Genomic DNA, 1,178 nt, shown 5'->3' on the forward strand with positions numbered 1-1,178 from the left:
TTTATTATAGCTGCTGATTCATGACGTACGATCAGTGGTAATCAGGTAGATATTTATCACTGAGCCGTTATATTCAAGACTTGGGAAAACGAAGAATTCCCCGTCTGAGAGCAAGTGATGCTTTCGGCCAGACTTGTACCCGGTGATTTTTTTGGATCGACCCTCAGATGCTACTTCTTGCACTTCGTGCCATGACCTGAACTCTCCAGACTCCCACAGCTTCTGCCATAGCTCTGTCCAGCGAAGCACACCTTCTTCTGTTACGTCTTTACGTTTAGTCTCCATAATCTTCTCTTCCGGCCAATATTTGACTCAAAAGAGAAGATAGACCGTATTCTCAGTCTGTAAGGAATTTAATCCACCTGTAAACAGTTTAATCCATCTGTATTATATGGGGTTTTTCAACCCCATCTGAGCATTATGAAACGATTCAAAAAAAGGTATAGACTTTTTAAACAACGGAACCCAACTGGAAGATTGGCAGATACATGGCAACAATCAGGCCACCTACCAGTACACCCAGCACCGACATGATGATGGGCTCCATAAGGCTGGTCATGCCATCAACCATGTTATCCACTTCTTCTTCGTAGAAGGTGGCGACTTTATCCAGCATCTCATCCAGGGAGCCCGATTCCTCACCGATAGATACCATTTGTATCGCCATTGGCGGGAATATTCCGGTGCTTTTCATGGCAATCTGTAACTGCTGACCGGTGGATACATCGTCTTTAATTTTCTTTGCCGCATTGGCATAAATGACATTGCCAGCAGCACCGGCTACTGAGTCGAGAGCATCGACCAGGGGAACCCCGGCGGCAAAGGTTGTGGACAAGGTTCGGCCAAAGCGGGCAACGGCGGATTTATCCAGAATTTCACCAATAATGGGCAGCTTCAGCATCAGGCGGTCCAAAGCATCTCTGGCTGTCTTGGATGACTTCAGTGTCCGTGATATCAAAAAGCCACCTGCGACCAAAGCGGCCAGCACGAAATGCCAATAACTCTGGACAGTCTCTGATATATTGATAACTACTTGGGTAAAGGCGGGTAGCTCAGCACCAAAGCCCTGAAAAACCTCTTCAAATTGAGGGACGACCTTCACCAGAAGAATAACGGTAACGATGAGCGCAATACAGACTACGGCAATCGGATAGTTCATCGCTTTCTTGATTTTCGCC

The 1,178-nt window shown here is 46.5% G+C and carries 2 protein-coding genes; both read right to left on the minus strand.

What is annotated here, in order from left to right:
- Positions 1-18: 18 nt before the first annotated feature.
- Positions 19-285, minus strand: a complete 267-nt coding sequence (locus KDK14_RS07235; protein ID WP_257264380.1) for a hypothetical protein — start codon at positions 283-285, stop codon at positions 19-21.
- A 166-nt stretch (positions 286-451) separates the two neighbouring features.
- The coding region (locus KDK14_RS07240) for a type II secretion system F family protein (RefSeq protein ID WP_257264381.1) at positions 452-1,178 on the minus strand (727 nt) is incomplete at its 5' end.

The sequence above is a fragment of the Endozoicomonas sp. ONNA2 genome (assembly GCF_024606365.1).
Lineage (GTDB): Bacteria > Pseudomonadota > Gammaproteobacteria > Pseudomonadales > Endozoicomonadaceae > Endozoicomonas.

Excerpts from the sequence above, each read along its gene's own strand:
- KDK14_RS07235 (WP_257264380.1), bottom strand. The coding sequence starts at position 285 with ATGGAGACTAAACGTAAAGACGTAACAGAAGAAGGTGTGCTTCGCTGG.